Origin of the sequence: Cellulomonas alba, assembly GCF_030362835.1 — a bacterium.
GTDB classification, from domain to species: domain Bacteria; phylum Actinomycetota; class Actinomycetes; order Actinomycetales; family Cellulomonadaceae; genus Cellulomonas; species Cellulomonas alba.
This window is the reverse complement of sequence record NZ_JAUCGQ010000002.1, coordinates 456,001-474,310: the sequence shown is the minus strand read 5'-3', so window position 1 is coordinate 474,310 and position 18,310 is coordinate 456,001. Positions and strand designations below refer to the sequence as shown.

The following is an 18,310-nucleotide window of genomic DNA, read 5'->3' as shown; positions in this document are numbered from 1 at the left end:
AGGCGTCAGCGCAGCGTGCCGAGCCAGTTGCTCAGCAGCTGCGCGCCGGCGTCGCCGGACTTCTCGGGGTGGAACTGGGTCGCAGCGAGCGGGCCGTTCTCGACGGCAGCGACGAAGCGGCCGCCGTGGTCGGCCCACGTGACGCGCGGCGGCTCGAGCGGCGAGCCCACCGCCTCGTCGAGCAGCGGGAACTCGCGGGCGGCGTACGAGTGGACGAAGTAGAAGCGTTCGCCGGCGAGGCCGGCGAACAGGACGGAGTCCTCGGGCGGCTCGACGGTGGCCCAGCCCATGTGCGGCACGATCTCGGCCTCGAGGCGGTCGACGACGCCGGGCCACTCCCCCAGGCCGTCGGCGCGCACGCCGTGCTCGACTCCCTCGGCGAACATCACCTGCATGCCGACGCAGATGCCGAGCACGGGCCGGCCGCCCGCGAGCCGCCGGTCGACGACCTGGTCGCCACCGACCTCGCGCAGCCCCGCCATGCACGCCGCGAACGCGCCGACGCCCGGCACCACGAGACCGTCGGCCGCGAGCGCCGCGCCCTTGTCCGCCGTCAGCTCGACCTGCGCACCCACGCGCTCGAGCGCGCGGACCGCGGACCGGACGTTGCCGAACCCGTAGTCGAGCACGACGACGTGGGGGGCGGAGGGCATGCGTCCAGGTTACCGGCGTGGTCTCGCGGGCCGGACGGGGCGCCGCACCGCGAGACGGCCTCGGCCGGGTGGCTCAGGGCACCGCTCGGACGCCGCACGCCGGTGTCCCCCGGACGCGAGCCGGGCCCCGGCACCACCCGAGGGTGGCACCGGGGCCCGGTCGTCGCGCTCGCCCGGCTCCGCACCGGCCGGGCTCGCGCCGTCAGGACATCGTCACGACGGGGAGCAGGTGGGCGTGGCGCCGCTGGGCGCCGTGCCGTTGCCCGTGAAGCCGTACGTCGTCGAGCCCTTGGCCGCCACGTTGCCGTTGTACGACGCGTTCGTCACCGTGACGGACGAGCCGCTCGTGGTCGCGGTGCCGTTCCAGAGGTTGGAGATCGACGCCCCGCTCGGCAGCGAGAACGCCGTGCGCCAGCCCGAGATCGCCGACGAGCCGTTGTTCGTCACCGTGACCGTCGCCTGGAAGCCGCCCTGCCACGTGCTGTCGACGCGGAGGCTCGCCGAGCAGCCGCTGCCCGACGGCGGGTTCGACGTCGGCGGGTTCGAGGTGGGCGGGTTCGAGGTCGGCGGGTTCGAGGTGGGCGGCGGCGTGGCGCCGTCCGTCGTCACCGAGAAGTTCGTCACCGCGAGGCCCGCGCCCCCGACCCAGGGCTCGAAGCCGGCCTGGATGCTCGTCAGGTACCAGCTCGTCGAGCCGTAGCCACGCGACACGACGTCGCTCCAGAAGCTCGCGACCGAGAAGCTGGCCGACGACGTCGGCTGCTGGCGAACGTACGAGATGACGTTCCAGCCCGAGCTGCCGTACCAGACGTCCCACGTCGCGCCCGCGATGCTCGCGGTGCCGACCTTCGAGCCGATCGGCTGGATGGAGCCCGTGTGGTTGAGCCACACCATCAGCTCCGCGCCGTCGTTCTGGCCCGTCGTGGCCGTCGGCTGCGACTTGTTGAACCAGATGTCGTACGACGCGTCGTACGTGCCGGAGCTCGGGTACGTCATCGACACGCTCGTCGAGATCCGCGAGAACGCCGAGCTGGACGCCTGCAGGCCGTTCGGCGACAGGATGTCGCCGTTGGTCGAGCAGTTGCCGTAGTGGCACCCGTAGTAGACCGACGGGTACGACTTGGGCGCGCCGTTCGTGGCGACCGAGCCGTCGGCCTGGTCGACCGTGAAGCCCGAGGTCGTGGGCGTGATGCACTGCGTCGAGGACGTGCCCCAACGGTTGTTCTGCACGATGTAGCGGCCGCTCTGGATCGAGGTGCTGCCGTACTGCTCGCAGATCTGACCGGCCGCGCTCGCCTGTCCCGCGAAGAACACCGCGCCCATCGCGGTGAGCACTCCGAGGAGCGTGGCGATGCCGATCGCCTTGAGGAACCTGTTCATGGAGGGTCGCCTTCCGTCTGTCACGAGCACGCGGCGCCGGCGAGCGTCACGCCGGTGGTGGGCAGGGTGGAGCTGGGGCCGTTCCCGACGAACCCGAGGGTCACCGTGGCGCCGGCCGCGAGCGACGTGGACCAGTCGGGCGCCTTGGCCGTCACGGTCGTGCCGCTCTGCGTGTAGGTCGCGTTCCACCCGCTCTGGACGGTGTCGCCCGACGGCAGCTGGAACGTCGCCGACCACGGGTTGACCGCGGCCGAGCTCGTGTTCTTCACGGCGATCTCGGCCTGGAAGCCGCCGGGCCACGAGTTGGTGACCTTGACCGTCGCGGTGCACTTGCCCGACGGCGGCGTGGTGGGCGTCGTCGTGGGTGTCGGGGTCGTCGTCGGCGTGGTCGACGTCGTCGGGCTCTGCGTCGGCGACGAGCTCGGCGTGGTGCCCGGCTTCACCGGCGGGACGAGGGCCGGTTGCAGGATCGACTGCTTGTTCTGGTTCACCGTCGACCAGTCGTCCTGGACGATGCCGCCGGTGTCACCCGAGTCCGGGTTCCACGACCAGTACGTGAACGACATGCCGTTGGACTGCATGTACGACACGAGCGACTTCATCCACTGCACGTCGCGCGAGTCGGCCAGCGTGCTGCCGAACTCACCGATCAGCACGGGCGCGATGTTCTGCTTGACGATGTAGCCGAAGAAGTGGTCCCACACCGCGGGCAGGTTCGCCGGGAAGTCCGGGTGCTTCGTGGTGTCGAACCAGTCCTGGTGGTCGTACACCGAGATCCCGTAGTCGTGGTCCGAGTAGACGAGCCGGTTCGCCGTGTTGAGCACCACGGGGTGGGCCGCCACGCCGGTGAGGTTGCCGCCCCACCAGCCGCACTCGAGCGGGTCGTCGGCCACGTTGTCCCACGCGTTCGGGGTCGCGCCGGACGGGCAGCTGACGCCCTCGACGACGATCAGCCAGTTCGAGTTGGCCTGGAGCACCGCGTTGCCGATGCGCTGAGCGGCGAGCTGCCAGTCGCGCGCCGTGTCGCCGCAGCCCCAGCACGAGCCCGTGCCGTTCGGGGCCGTGCCGTCGGCGTGCGGCTCGTTGAACAGGTCCGCGCCGATCACGGTCGGGTTGTTGGCGTACCGCTTGGCGAGCATCTGCCAGTCGGCGATCTCGCTCGCCTCGGAGACCGACGAGGTGTACCAGAGCGCCGTCTGGCCGGCCGCGCTCGGGCGGTGCCGGTCGAGCAGGATGCGCATGCCGAGCTGGCCCGCGTAGTCGACGACCTTGTCGAGGATCTGCAGGGGCGAGAGGCCGACGAGGTCGGGGTTCGTGTTGCTGTTGACGCTGGTCGCGGCCGCACCGTCGCGCAGGGAGTCGCCCGTGAACGGCACGCGGATCGTGTTGTAGCCGAGCGCCGCCATGTGATCCATCTGCGACTTCCACGTGACCGACGCCCACAAGCCGTGGAAGGTGTGGTTGTCCGTCTCCATGCCGAACCAGTTGAGGCCCGTCAGGCGGACGGTCGCACCGGTCGAGTCGACGATCTTGCTGCCCGACGTGCGCAGGTAGCCCGTTCCGGTTCCGGTCGCCTGGGCGGCGGTCGCGCTCGTCTCGGTCAGTGCGACGACGGCGCTGCCGGCGAGGGCGAGCACGACCGCCGCCCCGACCAGCCGCGCGACGACGCCGCGTCTCTTGCTTGTCATGGACGCTCCTGTCGATGAGGTGGCGCCTCACCGCGCGACAGGCGTGGCCCCGCTCGACGTCGAGCGGTGGGCGGTCCCCGGGAGCGCGGCAGGGCTGGGAGAAGCCCGGCCATGCAAGCACCGGCGCACGACGCCCGGACACGGCCTAAACGATCCAGTTGCGGAACTCGTCGGCGGTCGCTGAGAACGTTTCGATGTCGCGCGGGCGCGCGCGGTCCCCGTCGGCCGCACGGCGGCTCGACAGGCCGGTCGCGGCTGCCTCAGGAACGACCGCGGCGGACGCCCGCCGCGAGGATGCGCGTCGCGCGCCACCGCGACAGCCCGACGCTCGTCACGACGCCGTCGAGCTCCGCCGGAGCGACCGAGCCGAGCAGCAGGTCCTCGAGCACGGAAGGCGCGTCCGACAGCACGAGCCCCGGAGGCAGGTCGGCACCGCGCTCGCCGTTCGCCCACTGCGAGGCGGCGATCGCCTCGCTGCGGCGCTCGAGCAGCACCACCGGCGACTGACGCAGCAGGCGCGACACCGCCTGCGCGCCGTCCGCGGCCTGCGCCGGCTCGCGCAGCACCGCGATCGCACCGACCGGCGACGGCACGACGTCGACGTCGACCTTGGCGAGTGCGCACGCAGCGGCGAGCGGCTCGGGCAGCGCGACCTGCGTGACGACGAGCGCGACGCTCGGAGCCTCGTCGCCCGTCAGTGCGGACAGGTCGTCCGGAACCTCGCCCGTGAGCGACGACAGGTCGTCGGGGACGACGACGCCGTCGTCGTCTTCCGGCGCGCTCACAGTGACCCCGGTTCGCGAACCTGCGGCCGCGCCGCGGCCTCCGGCGCGCTCACAGTGCCCCCTTGGTCGAGGGGATCCCCTCCACGCGCGGGTCCAGCTCGACCGCCGAGCGCAGAGCACGAGCCAGCGCCTTGAACTGCGCCTCGACGATGTGGTGCGGGTCGCGGCCCGCGAGCACGCGGACGTGGATCGAGAAGGCCGCGTGGTGCGCGATCGACTCGAGCACGTGCCGCGTCAGCGAGCCCGTGAAGTGCCCGCCGATCAGGTGGTACTCCTGCCCGGCCGGCTCACCGGTGTGCACGAGGTACGGGCGCCCGGAGACGTCGACCACGGCCTGCGCCAGCGCCTCGTCGAGCGGCACGGTCGCGTCGCCGAACCGCGAGATGCCGCGCTTGTCGCCGAGCGCCTCGCGCAGCGCCTCGCCGAGGCAGATCGCGACGTCCTCGACCGTGTGGTGCGCGTCGATCTGGGTGTCGCCGGTCGCCTTGACCGTGAGGTCGATGAGCGAGTGCTTGCCCAGCGCGGTGAGCATGTGGTCGTAGAACGGCACCGTCGTCGAGATGTCGGTGCGGCCGGTGCCGTCGAGGTCGAGCTCGACCACGACGCTGCTCTCGCTCGTCGTGCGCTCGATCCGCGCGGTGCGCCGGTTCGTCGGGCTCACGGTTCCTCCGTCTCCAGTTCCACCGGTCCGCCGGCCCTCGGCCGTCGCGCTCACAGTGCTGCCACCTCGACCAGCGCGTCCTTGAACGCCTGCGTCTCTGCCGGGGTGCCGACCGAGACGCGCAGCCACCCGGCCGGGCCGACCTCGCGGATCAGGACGCCGCGGTCGAGCAGACCCTGCCAGATCGCGCGCCGGTCGTCGAACACCCCGAACAGCACGAAGTTCGCGTCGGAGTCCGCGACCCGCAGCCCGCGCTCGCGCAGCCAGCCGACCAGCGCGTCGCGCTCGTCGCGCAGTGAGCCGACCTGCGCCATCAGCTCGGCGGAGTGCGCCAGCGCGGCACGCGCGACGGCCTGCGTCACGGCCGACAGGTGGTACGGCAGCCGGACGACGCGCAGCGCGTCGACGAACGGCGTCGCGGCCGCGAGGTAGCCGACCCGCGCACCCGCGAGGCCGAACGCCTTCGACATGGTGCGGCTCACCGCGAGGTGCGGGTGGTCGGCGAGGAGCTCGAGCGAGGACGGCGTGCCCCGGCGGCGGAACTCGCCGTACGCCTCGTCGACCACCACGACGCACCCGCCCGGCACGCGCGCCGCGGCGTCGAGCACCGCCTCGACGGTCGCGAACGGGAGGGCCGTGCCCGTCGGGTTGTTGGGGCTCGCGAGCAGGACGACGGACGGCGTGTGCTCCGCGATCGCGTCGCGTGCGACGGCGGGGTCGAGGCTGAAGTCCTCGTCGCGGCGGCCCACCACCCATCCGGTGTTCGTGTCGCGCGCGTACTCGGGGTACATCGAGTACGTCGGCGCGAACGAGATCGCGGTGCGGCCCGGTCCGCCGAACGCCTGCAGCACGTGGAGCATGATCTCGTTCGAGCCGTTGGCGGCCCACAGCTGCGCGGGGTCGAGCGCGACGCCCGACTCGGCCCGCAGGTACGCCGCGAGGTCCGCGCGGAGGTCGCCGAAGTCGCGGTCGGGGTACCGGTTGAGGTCCGTCGACGCGCGGGCCACGGCTGCCGCGATGTCGGCGACGACCTGCTCCGAGGGCGCGTACGGGTTCTCGTTGACGTTGAGCCGGTGCGGCACGTCCAGCTGCGGAGCGCCGTACGGCTCGAGCCCGGCCAGCTCGGGGCGCAGCGGCAGGGCGGGACGGGCGAGGTCGGCGGTCACGTGGCGATTCTACGAAGCCCGCGGCAGCGGTTTCCGGCGCGTCCAGCGTCGCGCTCGCGCGGGGACCATCGGCCCTGTCCGCCGCCGAGCCCGGTTCCTAGCGTCGAAGAGAGGGACGCGACGGCGCGCCCCTGAGCGACAGAGGAGGACGCGATGTCAACCATGAAGGCCGCAGTCGTCCGCTCGTTCACCGACGAGCTCGAGATCGCCGACCTGCCCGTACCTGAGCCCGGGCCGCACGAGGCCCTGGTCAGGGTGGAGTACTCGGGCGTGTGCCACACCGACCTGCACGCCGCACGGGGCGACTGGCCCGTCAAGCCCGTGCCGCCCTTCGTCCCGGGCCACGAGGGCGCGGGAACCGTCGTCGCAGTCGGAGACCGCGTCACGCGAGTCCACGTCGGCGACCGGGTCGGCAACGCCTGGCTCTGGTCGGCGTGCGGCGAGTGCGAGTACTGCCAGACCGGGTGGGAGACGCTCTGCCCGAACCAGCGGAACGGCGGCTACGCGGTCGACGGGTCGTTCGGCCAGTTCATGCTCGTGGACGCGCGGTACTGCCCGCGGATCCCGGACGGCGTCGACCTGGCGGCGGCGGCGCCGATCCTGTGCGCCGGCGTGACGGTCTACAAGGGCCTCAAGGTCACGGACACGAAGCCCGGCGAGTGGGTGCTGGTCTCCGGCATCGGAGGTCTCGGGCACATCGCCGTCCAGTACGCGGTCGCGATGGGCCGCCGGGTCGCGGCGATCGACGTCGACGACGCCAAGCTCGCGCTCGCGCGCAAGCACGGCGCCGAGGTCGTGGTGAACGCGACCACGTCGGACGACCCGGCCGGCGAGCTCCAGGCGGCGACCGGTGGAGGGGTGCACGGTGCGATCGTGACGGCGGTCAACGCGCACGCCTTCCCGCAGGCCGTCGGGGCCCTGCGCCGCGGAGGGACGGTATCGCTCGTCGGCCTGCCGCCCGAGTCGTTCCCGCTCGACATCTTCACGACCGTGCTGTTCGGCCTCACGATCCGGGGGTCGATCGTCGGCACGCGCAAGGACATGGCGGAGGCGCTCGACTTCTTCGCGCGCGGCAAGGTCGACCCGACGTTCACGGTGCGGCCGATGGCCGACATCAACGACATCTTCCACGAGATGGAGGAGGGCCACATCGACGGCCGCGTCGTCATGGACATGGCCTGACGACGGCCTGACGGCGGCCTGACGGTCAGCGGCGCGACGCCGCCGCGAGCCGCGCGATCCCCTCGTCGAGCGAGACGCGCGGGGCCCAGCCGAGCGCCTCGCGCGTCGTCCGCTGGTCGAACCAGTGCGCGGTCGAGAGCTGCTCGGCGACGAACCGCGTGATCGGCGGCTCCCCCGGCAGCGGGAGGTGCGCCCACGCGGTGTCGAGCAGGGCGCCCGCGGCGCGCACCAGCGGCGCGGGGACGCGCCGCCACGGCTCCGGCGCGCCGCACGCACGGCAGATGTCCCGGACCAGCTCGAGCACGGGCCGCGGCTCGCCGTTGCTGACGACGTAGGCCGCGCCGAAGGAGCCCTCGGGGGCCGCGACCGCGGCGGCGAGCGCGTCCGCCGCATTGTCGACGTACGTCGTGTCGATGAGCGGCGCGCCTGTTCCGAGCACGGGCAGCCGGCCGGCGCGGGCCCGGTCGACGATGCGCCCGACGAGCTGCGTGTCGCCCGGCCCCCACACCACGTGCGGGCGCACCGCGATCACCCGGAAGCCCGGCGCGTCGGCCGCGAGCGCGAGCAGCTCGGCCTCGGCCTTGGTGCGGGCGTACGGGTCACGCGCGCGCTCGGGCTCGGCCGGCCCGGCGGGCGCGCCGACGAGAGACCGCCCGACGTGGGCGACCGAGGGCGAGCTGACCTGGACGAACCGCCCCACGCCCGCGGCGCGTGCCGCGTCGAGCAGGAGCCTCGTCCCGCCGACGTTGACGCGGTGGAACTCCGCCTCCGGGCCCGTGATCGTGACCTTCGCGGCCAGGTGGACCACGGCGTCGCAGCCGTCCACCGCGGCGCCGACCGCCGCGGGGTCGGTGAGGTCGCCGCGGACGTCGTCGACCCCGGCGACGCCCGACGGCCGCCGCTGGAAGGTGCGGACGTCGTGGCCCGCGGCCAGCAGCGCCCGAGCCGTCGCGCCGCCGAGCATGCCGCTCGCGCCGGTGACGAGGACGCGCGTCACGCCCGCCGCCCCGACAGGACGCCTTCGGCCCAGTGCGCGAGCGCCGCCCGGTCGATCTTCGAGTCGTGCCGCACGTCGGTGGGCAGCCGGCGCCGCGCGAGCACGGCCGCGACGGGGTGCGGCGTGACGGCGCGCACGGCCGCCGCGGTGCCCTCGTCCGCGAGGACACCCGCGACGTGGACGCTCTCGTCGGGTTCGACGACGACCACGAGCTGCTGTGTGCCGCGCGGTCCCACGCCGACCGCGGCGGAGCGCGCGACCCCGCCCAGCGCGTCGACGCGCTGCTCGATCCCGACCGGCGTCAGCACACCCTGGGCGGTGACGACCACGTGGTCGAGCCTTCCCTCGACCCACAGGCGGCCGGTCGCGTCCAGGTGGCCGACGTCGCCCGTGCGGTGCCGGCCGGCATCGCGCGAGGACGCCTGCTCGGTGAGCCAGAGCCGGTCGTACCGCGCCTTGCGGTGCGGCCCCGTCACGAGGATCTCGCCCGTCAGCCCAGGTTCGGTCGACGGTGTGCCCGTTGCCGCGCCCTCGGCGTCGAGAGCGCTGATCTCGACCCGCGCACCCGCGACCGGACGACCGACGCACACGCCGTCGCCGTCGCCCGCGTCGACGAGCTCGTCGAGCGACACGTCCGTGACCGGCAGCATCTCGGTCATGCCGTACGGCGTGTGCAGCCGTGCGGCCGGCAGCAGCGTCGCCAGCCGCTCGAGCAGCGCGCGCGGCACGGGTGCGCCCGCCGACAGGAACGTCCGCACCGCGCCGAGCGCCGAGCGCTCGTCCGCGCCGAGCGCGTCCGCCGTGGCGAGAACGCCCGCGATCGCGGCGGGTGACGCGAAGACGACTGCTCCGTCGACCGCCCGCACCGCCTCCGCGAGCGCCGCGGCCGTCAGCGTCCGCGGTGCGGTCACGTCCATGTCGGGGCTCACGCTCGTCGCGCCCAGAGACGGGCCGAGCAGCGCGAACGGCGCGAAGGCGGCGACGAACGGCGACCCCGGCCCGATGCTGTACGTCGCGGCGACGGCGTCGCGCATCGCCGCGAGGCCGCGGTGCGTGTACACGACACCCTTCGCCGGGCCGGTCGAGCCGGACGTGAACAGGACGGCCGCCTCGTCGTCCGGCGCGGGGGTCGGCAGCTCGCCGTCGCCGGCCCTCCCGAGGTCCGCGACCTCGGCCAGCGTCGCGTCGACGCCCAGCGCCTCGCGCACGCCCCGGTGCACGGGGCCGGAGGCCACCAGGAGCGGCGCCCACCGCAGCGTCCGCGCGGCGAGCAGCGCACGCTCGATGCCGACGACGGCCTTCGGGCGTGCGGACCGCACCGCGCGCGACAGGCCCTGCACGCCGAGCCCGGCGTCCGCGACCACGACGACCGCGCCGAGCCGCAGGCACGCGTACAGCACGCCCGTCAGGTCGGCACCCGGCGGCACGAGCACCGCGACACGGTCGCCCGGGCGGATCCCGAGCGTCGCGAGGCCGCGCGCGAGCTCGTCGACGCGCCGGGCGAGCAACCGCCAGGACACGTGGCGGCTGGTCCCGCCGCGGAGCTCGACGAGGGCGAGGCCCGGGTCGCCGGCGCGCTCGTCGAGCACCGCCGTCATCGGGCGCCACGGGCCGGGAGGGGCGGGCGTCGCGGCCGCGGGCTCGATGGCGTCTGGCGCGGGGACGACAGGGTCGGGCGTCGCCGGGGCGACGCCCGCGTGGCCCCCGGCGAGCGCCGCCGGCTCGGCGACGTCCGGCGCGCGGTGCCGGCCGCCCATGGCCGCCGGCTCGGCGGATGCGTCGAGCCCGAGGCCGCGCACGTCGAGCCAGTGCATCACCGCACCCGCCATGTCGACGTCCTCCGCGACGAGGTGCCCGGCGCGCGGGAACCGGTGCAGGTCGGCGTGCGGCAGGCGGTCGAGCAGGTCGTCGAGGAACCGGTCGGAGAAGACGGGGTCGCGCGCGCCCCACAGCAGGAGCGCCGGGACGTCGAGGCCGCGCACGCCGTCCGCGACCACGTCGAGCGCGGGCCGGCTCACGTGACCCGCGACCGCCGGGATGTCGGCGACGAAGTCGCCGATCGCCTCCCGGCGCGCTGCCTCGAGGTACGGCGCACGGAAGGCGGCGCGCCGCTCGCGGTCGAGCCGCGGGTGCGCGAGCGCGAGCGTCGTGTCGAGGAACTTCGGGGTCGTCACGGTGACCAGCCGCCGCAGCGCCGGCACCATCGCGGGCCGCAGCGCGATGGGCGGGTGCTCGTGCAGCGGCTGGTGGACCGCCGTGTTGAGCAGCACCACGCCCGCGAGCGCGTCGCGGTGCGCCACCGCCCACCCGAGGCTGACGACCCCGCCCCAGTCGTGACCTGCGGTGACGACCGGCCCGGTGAGCTGGAGCGCCTCGGTCAGCGCGCCGAGCTCCGCGACCCGCTCGGCCAGCGCGCGCACGCGCTCGTCGCGCGCCGAGAACCCCATGCCGAGCTGGTCGACGGCCACGACGCGCCACGGCCGCTCCGCCCGCGCGCCCGCCGCGACGAGGGTGCGCCAGAGGTAGGACCACGTCGGGTTGCCGTGCACGGCCAGCAGCGTCCCGACGGGCTCGGCCGCGAGCGTCGGGCCGTTGTCGAGCACGTGCCACGACGAGCCCGCCGCGTCGACGACGCGCGACCATCGCGGGTCGAGCCCGGGCAGGCCGGCAGGGGGCGGCGTCGCCGGAGCGGAGCGCCGCGCAGGGTCGGACGTCACCAGACGATCTCCGTCATCGCCGTGTTCAGCCCGGAGCCCACGCCCATGCACACCACGCGGTCGCCGGTCGAGAGCGAGTCGGCCTCCGCGACCAGCGTCATCGGCAGGGAGGCCGGACCGACGTTGCCCCAGCGCGGGAACGTGGTCGGCACCTTGGCCGGGTCGAGTCCGATCGCGTCGATGATCGAGCTCGTGTGGATCTTCGACACCTGGTGCGTGACGAAGCGGTCGGCGGACGACCAGTCGAGGATGGGGTCGGCCTCGCGCCACGCGTCGACCACGAGCTCGAGGCCGCCGTCGAGCAGCCCCTGCGGGTCGGTGTGCATGCCGTCGAGGCTGCCGACGCACAGGTCGTGGTGCTGCGTCGCCGCGCGCGAGACGCCGCCCACCAGGCGGTGCGCACCAGGGTGCAGCGACGCGGGACCCAGCACCGCCGCCGCGGCCCCCGCGCCCAGCGTCAGGGTCGCGAACTCGCGCAGGAAGTCCTCGCGCGTGCTCGACGGGTCGTCCAGCCGCGCGAGCGTCGCCTCCTGCGTCGCCTGCGGGTCCTCCCCGTCGACGACGACCGCGTACCGGATCTGACCCGCGTCGATCAGCTGCGCAGCGAGCGTGATGCCGTTGACGAAACCGAGGCACGCGTTCGTGATGTCGAAGTTCAGCGCGCGCGACGGCAGTCCGAGGCCGTCGTGGATGCGCGAGGCGACCGACGGCTCGAGGTGCGCGCGGCTCACGGACGTGTTGATCAGCAGGCCGACGGCGTCGGGGTCGACACCCGCCTCGGCCAGCGCCTTCGCGGCCGCTGCGATCGCCGCGTCGTCGAACGTCTGGCCGGCGTCCCACCACCGGCGTTCGTGCACGCCCGCGACGCGGCGCAGCAGACCCTTCGGGAGGCGCAGCCGGCGCAGGGTCGCGGCCAGGCGGTCGTCGAAGGCGCTCGACGGCACCACGACGGGCGCCTCGATCGCCGTCACCGCGAGGAGCGCGACGTCGTGGTGGTGGAACGTGGCGTTACCGATCACGTTGCAGGTGCCCCTTCCGGTCGACCGGACCGGGCATCCGCCCGTGGGTCAATGTCAGCACGAGAGCTCCGATCCGGCTGGTCGAGCGTGCGCCCGCCCGTCAGAACCGGGCCCTCACTGCTTCTCCGTGCGCCGGGAGCCCCTCGGCATCGGCGAAGGCGACGATCCGGTCCGCCACCTCGGAGAGCGCGTCGGCGTCGTACTCGACGACCTGGACCGCGCGCAGGTAGGAGTGCACGCCGAGGCCGCTCGCGTAGTGCGCACAGCCGCCGGTCGGCAGGACGTGGTTGGAGCCCGCCATGTAGTCACCGAGCGAGACCGGTGAGTAGGGGCCGACGAAGATCGCGCCGGCGCTCGTCACGCGCTCCGCGACGGCCGCGGCGTCGCGCGTCTGGATCTCGAGGTGCTCGGCGCCGTAGGCGTTCACGACCTCGAGGCCAGCCTCGACGTCGTCGACGAGCACGATGGCCGACTGCGTGCCGCTCAGCGCGGTCTGGACGCGCGCGCGGTGGAACGTCGCGTCGACGCGGTCGACGAGCTTCGCCTCGACCGCGCCGGCGAGCTCGACCGACGACGTGACCAGCACGGACGCGGCCAGCGGGTCGTGCTCCGCCTGCGAGATCAGGTCGGCGGCGACGTGGTTCGCGTCCGCCGTGATGTCTGCCAGCACCGCGATCTCGGTGGGGCCGGCCTCGGCGTCGATGCCGACGACGCCCCGCACGAGACGCTTCGCGGCGGCCACGTAGACGTTGCCCGGGCCGGTGACGACGTCGACCGGCTCGCACAGCGTCTCGCCGTCGACGTCCTGCGAGCCGGCCGCGCCGTACGCGAACATCGCGACCGCCTGCGCACCGCCGACCGCGTACACCTCGTCGACGCCGAGCAGGGCTGCGGTGGCGAGCACCACCGGGTCGGGCAGCCCGCCACGGTCCTTCTGCGGCGGCGACGCGACAGCGAGCGACTCGACGCCCGCGGCCTGCGCGGCCACGACGTTCATGACGACCGACGACGGGTACACCGCGAGCCCGCCGGGGACGTACAGGCCGACGCGGCGCACCGGGATCCACCGCTGCCGCACCTGGGCGCCCGGCGCGACCTGGACCGTGAAGTCCGCGGGCCGCTGCGCCGCGTGCACCAGGCGGACGCGCTGGATCGTCTCCTCGAGCGCCGCACGGACCTGCGGGTCGAGGACCTCGAGCGCGGCGGTGATCGCGTCGGTCGGGACGCGCAGGTGCTCCGGCCGCACGCCGTCGAACCGCTCCGCGAGCTCCCGGAGCGCGGCCGCACCGCGCTTGCGCACGTCGGCGACGATCGGCGCCACGACCTCCGCGGCGTGCTCGACGTCGACCTCCGCCCGGGGCAGGGTGTCGAGCAGCTCGCGCCGGGACAGCGTCCGGCCACGCAGGTCGATGCGGGTGATCACGTGCCGAGTCTAGGCCGCGCCTCGCGCGCCTGACCTGGGCGGATCGGTCACCGGACGACGTGAGAAGGCACACTGGCACGCATGACCACCGTGCCGATCAGCGACGACTCCATCCGGTTGGGGCAGTTCCTCAAGCTCGCGGACCTCGCGGACTCGGGCTCCGACGCGCGTGCGCTGCTCGAGGACGGGGCGGTCACGGTCAACGGCGAGCCCGAGTCCAGGCGAGGGCGGCAGCTCGTGCGCGGGGACGCGGTCGAGGTCGACCTGCCGACGGGCGTGCGCCGGGCCGAGGTCGGCTGACGCCGCCACGAGACCGGTGAGCCCCGGCGCCCGCGGGCCCGCTCAGGGCCAGAGCAGCCCGGACGACCAACCGTCGCCGTCGCGCCGGTACACCAGACGCGTCGCGCTCCGCCCGGGCGCCGTCTGCCAGAACTCCACGCTCCGCGCGTCGAGCGCGTAGACCGACCACGCGGGTTCGACGAGCCCGGGGTCGGACTCCGCGCGGGCCAGCGCGGCGTCGTACGCAGCCTGGAGCTCCTCGATCGAGCCGAGCGGCTCGCTCTGGTGTCCGACGAGCGACGTCGCGCGCGACTGCGGCGGTCGGGCCCGGAAGTCGGCGGCGCCCTCCGCGTCAGGCAGCCTCCGGACGGATCCGGCGACCTTGACCTGGCGTCCGCGGGTCGGCCAGAAGAACGTCAGCGCGGCTGAGGGGTTCGCGGACAGCTCGCGCGCCTTGGGGCTCGTCGACTCGGTGGCGAACAACCACGCGTCGTCGACCACGTCTTTCACGATCAGCGTCCGCGCCGAGACGACTCCGTCGGACCCGACGGTCGAGAGCACGGCGCCCTGCGGCGAGGGCGCGCCGGAGTCGACGGCCTCGAGCAGCCAGTCGACGAACAACCCGCCAGGCGTCGGGGGCGCCGTCGCGGGGTCGAACGGCTCGGCCGACCCGGCGAAGGACGGAAGGGCACGCAGCCGGGCGCGCAGCCGGTCGTCGCGCGTCACGCGAGGCAGCCCGGGCCGAGCAGGGCCTTCAGGTCGCCGAACAGCGAAGGTGATCGCTCGACGCGCAGCCCGTCGCCGAGCCGCATGACCGTGGCGCGCCCCGGCTGCGTCAGCCGCAGGTGGACCTCCGTCACGCCCGGGTGCGTGGACAGGACCTCGCGCAGTCGTTCCACGACAGGTGGCGTGCACCGCGACACCGCGAGCGACACCATGACGGGCGCGTCGGCCGCCTGCGACACGTCGGGCAGCGACACCTCCATGGCCTGCAGCTGCATCGTCTCGTCACGCCGCCGCACCCGGCCACGGATCACCACGACGGCGTCCTCCGCGAGCGCCGTCGAGTACGCGACATAGGTCTCGCCGAAGAACATGACCTCGACGGAGCCCTCCATGTCCTCGAGCGTCACGGCGGCCCACGGGTTGCCCTGCTTGGACATCTTGCGCTGCAGCGACGTGACCAGGCCCGCGACCGTCACCGTCGACCCGTCGGGCCGCTGCTCGTCGGCGAGCAGCGTCGCGATCGAGACGTCGGACGCCGCCGCGAGCACGTGCTCGATGCCGGCCAGCGGGTGGTCGGACACGTACAGGCCGAGCATCTCGCGCTCGAACGCGAGGCGCTGCTTCTTGTCCCAGTCCGGCAGGTCGGGCACGGCGACGGAGAACCCGGGCCCGTCGTCGTCGCCCAGCACGTCGGCGAACAGGTCGAACTGGCCCTCGGCCTCCTTGCGCTTGACGCCAATCACCGCGTCGACCGCCTGCTCGTGCACGAGCAGCAGCGCGCGTCGCGCGTGCTGGAGCGAGTCGAAGGCGCCCGCCTTGATCAGCGACTCGATCGTCCGCTTGTTGCAGACCACCGCCGGGACCTTGTCCAGGAAGTCGGTGAACGAGGTGAACGCGCCCTTGTCCTCGCGGGCCGCGACGATCGCGTCGACGACGTTGGCGCCCACGTTGCGCACCGCGGTCAGACCGAAGCGGATGTCGACGCCGACGGCCGTGAAGTTGGCCTCCGACGAGTTCACGTCGGGCGGCAGGACCGTGATGCCCATGCGCCGGCACTCGCCGAGGTACAGCGCGGACTTGTCCTTGTCGTCGCGCACCGACGTGAGCAGCGCCGCCATGTACTCGGCCGGGTAGTGCGCCTTGAGGTACGCGGTCCAGTACGACACCAGGCCGTAGGCAGCCGTGTGCGCCTTGTTGAACGCGTAGTCCGCGAACGACTCGAGCACGTTCCACAGAGCCTGCTGCGCCGCGTGGCCGTAGCCGCGCTCCGTCATGCCCGCGAAGAAGTCGGCCTGCTGCTTGTCGAGCTCGGACTTCTTCTTCTTGCCCATCGCGCGGCGCAGCACGTCGGCCTGGCCGAGCGTGAAGCCCGCGACCTTCTGCGCCGTGGCCATGACCTGCTCCTGGTACACGATCAGGCCGTAGGTCGTGTCCAGGATCTCCCGCAGCGGCTCCGCCAGCTCGGGGTGGATCGGGGTGATCTCCTGCAGCCTGTTCTTGCGCAGGGCGTAGTTCGTGTGCGAGTTCACGCCCATCGGGCCCGGGCGGTACAGCGCGAGGACGGCGGAGATGTCCTCGAAGTTGTCGGGCTTCATCAGCCGGAGCAGCGACCGCATCGGGCCGCCGTCGAGCTGGAACACGCCGAGCGTGTCGCCGCGCGCCAGCAGCTCGTACGCCTTCGCGTCGGTGAGCTCGAGGTCCTCCAGGACGAGCGGGTCCTTGCCGTTCGCGACGATGTTGTGCAGCGCGTCGTCGAGGATCGTCAGGTTCCGCAGCCCGAGGAAGTCCATCTTGATCAGGCCGAGGCCCTCGGACGTCGGGTAGTCGAACTGCGTGATGACCGCGCCGTCCTGCGGGCGCCGCATGATCGGGATGATGTCGATCAGCGGGTCGCTCGACATGATGACGCCCGCCGCGTGCACGCCCCACTGGCGCTTCAGGCCCTCGATGCCCTTGGCCAGCTCGACGACGCGCTGGGCGTCCGGGTCCGCCGCGTGGACCTGGCGGAACTCCTCGGCCTCGGGGTACCGCGGGTCCTGCGGGTTGAAGATCCCCGTGAGGCTGATGTCCTTGCCCATGATCGCGGGCGGCATCGCCTTGGTGAGCTTCTCCCCCATCGCGAACGGGAAGCCCAGCAGCCGGGCGGAGTCCTTGAGGGCCTGCTTGGCCTTGATCGTGCCGTACGTGACGATCTGGGCGACGCGGTCCTCGCCGTACTTCTCGGTGACGTACCTGATGACCTCACCGCGCCGACGCTCGTCGAAGTCGACGTCGAAGTCGGGCATCGAGACGCGGTCGGGGTTGAGGAACCGCTCGAAGATCAGGCCGTGCTGCAGCGGGTCGAGGTCGGTGATCTTCATCGCGTAGGCGGCCATCGAGCCCGCACCCGAGCCGCGACCGGGACCGACACGGATCCCGTGGTCCTTGGCCCAGTTGATGAAGTCGGCGACCACGAGGAAGTACCCCGGGAAGCCCATCTGGGTGATGACGCCGGTCTCGTACTCCGCCTGCTTGCGGACGTCGTCCGGGATCCCGCCCGGGTAGCGCAGGTGGAGGCCCTTCTCGACCTCCTTGACGAACCAGCTCGTCTCGTCCTCGCCGGGCGGGCACGGGTAGTTCGGCATGTAGTTGGCGCGCGTGTTGAACGACACCTCGCACATCTCGGCGATGCGCAGCGTGTTGTCGCACGCCTCCGGCAGCTCGGCCCAGATGCGGCGCATCTCCTGCGCCGACTTGACGTAGTAGCCGGTGCCGTCGAACTTGAACCGGTCCGGGTCGGCGAGCGTCGAGCCCGAGTTGATCGCGAGGAGCGCCTCCTGCGACGACGCGTCGTCCTCGGTCGTGTAGTGCAGGTCGTTCGTCGCGACGACAGGCGCGCCGATCGCCTCCGCGAGCCGCAGCAGGTCCTTGAACACGCGCGTCTCGATGTCGAGGCCGTGATCCATGAGCTCGACGAAGAAGTAGTCCTTGCCGAAGATGTCCTGCAGCTCGCCGGCCGCGCGGACCGCCTCGTCCCACTGGCCGAGCCGCAGCCTCGTCTGCACCTCGCCGGACGGGCAGCCGGTCGTCGCGACGAGCCCCTTGCCGTAGCGCTGGAGCAGGTCGCGGTCCATGCGCGGCCACTTGCCCATCTGGCCCTCGAGCGATGCCAGGGAGCTCGCGCGGAACAGGTTGTGCAAGCCCTCGTTGTCGCGCGCCAGCAGCGTCATGTGCGTGTACGCGCCACGTGCGGAGACGTCGTCCGCCTCCTGGCCCTGCTGGCCGAACCGGACGCGCGTCTGGTCGAACCGGCTGGTACCGGGCGTGACGTAGGCCTCGACACCGATGATCGGCTTGATGCCCGCGGCGGTGGCCTTCGACCAGAAGTCGAACGCACCGAAGAGGTAGCCGTGATCGGTCGTCGCGATCGCCGTCTGGCCCAGCCGGCCGACCTCGGAGAACAGCTCCGGCAGCCGCGCGGCACCGTCGAGCATCGAGTACTCGGTGTGCACGTGGAGGTGCACGAACGACGCGTCCGCCACTGCCGTCGAGCCGCTGGTGGAGGTGCCTGCCGGGGATGCCACGGGCCGAGTCTAGGTCGCGCCACCGACACCGACGCCGGGCCTCCGGCGCGTCGCAGATCGCCCCGGCGTGT

At 73.3% G+C, this 18,310-nt stretch carries 14 protein-coding genes; 2 read left to right on the top strand and 12 right to left on the bottom strand.

Annotation, left to right across the window (positions count from 1 at the left end):
* Positions 1-5 precede the first annotated feature (5 nt).
* From hisH to QRT04_RS14845, 6 genes are all read right to left on the bottom strand, one after another.
* Positions 6-653, bottom strand: a complete 648-nt coding sequence (gene hisH / locus QRT04_RS14870; RefSeq protein ID WP_289456307.1) for an imidazole glycerol phosphate synthase subunit HisH — start codon at positions 651-653, stop codon at positions 6-8.
* 213 nt (positions 654-866) lie between these two features.
* Positions 867-2,033: a GH12 family glycosyl hydrolase domain-containing protein gene (locus QRT04_RS14865; RefSeq protein WP_289456305.1), complete on the bottom strand. Its 1,167-nt coding sequence runs from the start codon at positions 2,031-2,033 to the stop codon at positions 867-869.
* Positions 2,034-2,053: 20 nt separating this feature from the next.
* A complete protein-coding gene (locus tag QRT04_RS14860; protein WP_289456303.1) occupies positions 2,054-3,721 on the bottom strand; it encodes a cellulase family glycosylhydrolase in 1,668 nt (555 codons plus the stop codon).
* A 260-nt stretch (positions 3,722-3,981) separates the two neighbouring features.
* The gene (locus QRT04_RS14855) at positions 3,982-4,506 is read right to left on the bottom strand and encodes a hypothetical protein (protein WP_289456302.1); all 525 of its coding nucleotides are present in this window, start codon (positions 4,504-4,506) and stop codon (positions 3,982-3,984) included.
* Positions 4,507-4,555: 49 nt separating this feature from the next.
* Positions 4,556-5,167 carry an imidazoleglycerol-phosphate dehydratase HisB gene (hisB, locus tag QRT04_RS14850; protein ID WP_289456301.1) on the bottom strand — a complete coding sequence of 204 codons (612 nt, stop codon included), beginning with the start codon at positions 5,165-5,167 and terminating at the stop codon, positions 4,556-4,558.
* A gap of 50 nt (positions 5,168-5,217) precedes the next feature.
* Positions 5,218-6,333, bottom strand: coding sequence for a histidinol-phosphate transaminase (locus QRT04_RS14845; RefSeq protein ID WP_289456299.1), 1,116 nt, complete (start codon positions 6,331-6,333; stop codon positions 5,218-5,220).
* Positions 6,334-6,486: 153 nt separating this feature from the next.
* Between QRT04_RS14845 and adhP the strand changes: the two genes are divergently transcribed.
* Positions 6,487-7,515: an alcohol dehydrogenase AdhP gene (gene adhP, locus QRT04_RS14840; RefSeq protein ID WP_289456298.1), complete on the top strand. Its 1,029-nt coding sequence runs from the start codon at positions 6,487-6,489 to the stop codon at positions 7,513-7,515.
* 25 nt (positions 7,516-7,540) lie between these two features.
* On the opposite strand, the gene QRT04_RS14835 is transcribed toward adhP, so the two are convergent.
* The 4 genes from QRT04_RS14835 to hisD form a co-directional block, all read right to left on the bottom strand.
* Positions 7,541-8,512: an NAD-dependent epimerase/dehydratase family protein gene (locus QRT04_RS14835; protein ID WP_289456297.1), complete on the bottom strand. Its 972-nt coding sequence runs from the start codon at positions 8,510-8,512 to the stop codon at positions 7,541-7,543.
* Positions 8,509-11,229 carry an alpha/beta fold hydrolase gene (locus tag QRT04_RS14830; RefSeq protein ID WP_289456296.1) on the bottom strand — a complete coding sequence of 907 codons (2,721 nt, stop codon included), beginning with the start codon at positions 11,227-11,229 and terminating at the stop codon, positions 8,509-8,511. Before QRT04_RS14830 ends, QRT04_RS14835 begins: the two co-directional genes overlap by 4 nt.
* A complete protein-coding gene (locus tag QRT04_RS14825) occupies positions 11,226-12,248 on the bottom strand; it encodes a 3-oxoacyl-ACP synthase III (protein WP_289456295.1) in 1,023 nt (340 codons plus the stop codon). Before QRT04_RS14825 ends, QRT04_RS14830 begins: the two co-directional genes overlap by 4 nt.
* A 100-nt stretch (positions 12,249-12,348) precedes the next feature.
* Positions 12,349-13,671 carry a histidinol dehydrogenase gene (gene hisD / locus QRT04_RS14820; RefSeq protein ID WP_289456294.1) on the bottom strand — a complete coding sequence of 441 codons (1,323 nt, stop codon included), beginning with the start codon at positions 13,669-13,671 and terminating at the stop codon, positions 12,349-12,351.
* A gap of 81 nt (positions 13,672-13,752) precedes the next feature.
* Between hisD and QRT04_RS14815 the strand changes: the two genes are divergently transcribed.
* A complete protein-coding gene (locus tag QRT04_RS14815; protein WP_289456293.1) occupies positions 13,753-13,971 on the top strand; it encodes an RNA-binding S4 domain-containing protein in 219 nt (72 codons plus the stop codon).
* A 42-nt stretch (positions 13,972-14,013) separates the two neighbouring features.
* Here the strand turns inward: QRT04_RS14815 and QRT04_RS14810 are convergent, their stop codons facing one another.
* Together QRT04_RS14810 and dnaE are read right to left on the bottom strand one after the other, a co-directional pair.
* Positions 14,014-14,676: a pyridoxine/pyridoxamine 5'-phosphate oxidase gene (locus QRT04_RS14810; protein ID WP_289456291.1), complete on the bottom strand. Its 663-nt coding sequence runs from the start codon at positions 14,674-14,676 to the stop codon at positions 14,014-14,016.
* The gene (dnaE, locus tag QRT04_RS14805; RefSeq protein WP_289456289.1) at positions 14,673-18,239 is read right to left on the bottom strand and encodes a DNA polymerase III subunit alpha; all 3,567 of its coding nucleotides are present in this window, start codon (positions 18,237-18,239) and stop codon (positions 14,673-14,675) included. The genes QRT04_RS14810 and dnaE overlap by 4 nt, the downstream gene beginning before the upstream one ends.
* Positions 18,240-18,310 lie beyond the last annotated feature (71 nt).